The 358-nt window shown below is 65.9% G+C and carries 1 pseudogene; it reads left to right on the plus strand.

The window, feature by feature from the left end:
- Window positions 1-358: pseudogene (locus U4Y91_RS36650) on the plus strand (choline ABC transporter permease subunit); the annotation flags it as partial.

Raw genomic sequence — 358 nt, forward strand, 5'->3', positions numbered from 1 at the left:
TCTCGCCGCCTTCGTCGAGCATAGCCTGCAGGCGATCCCGATGTGGCTGATGATGACGATCTTCATCGGCGTCGGCCTGTGGCGCGTGGGCTGGCGCTTCGCGCTGTTCACCACCGCGTCGCTGCTGCTGATCTTCGCGACGGGCTTCTGGGACCAGACGGTCATCACGCTCGGCCTCACGCTGTCGTCGACGATCATCAGCCTCGTGCTCGGCGTTCCGCTCGGCATCTGGGCCGCGAAGAGCAAGTGGGTCGCCGCGATCGTGCGTCCGATCCTCGACCTGATGCAGACGATGCCCGCATTCGTCTACCTGATTCCGGCCGCGATGCTGTTCGGTCTCGGCCGCGTGCCGGGGATC

The sequence above is a fragment of the Burkholderia sp. BCC1993 genome, assembly GCF_905339865.1.
Classification (GTDB): Bacteria; Pseudomonadota; Gammaproteobacteria; order Burkholderiales; family Burkholderiaceae; genus Burkholderia.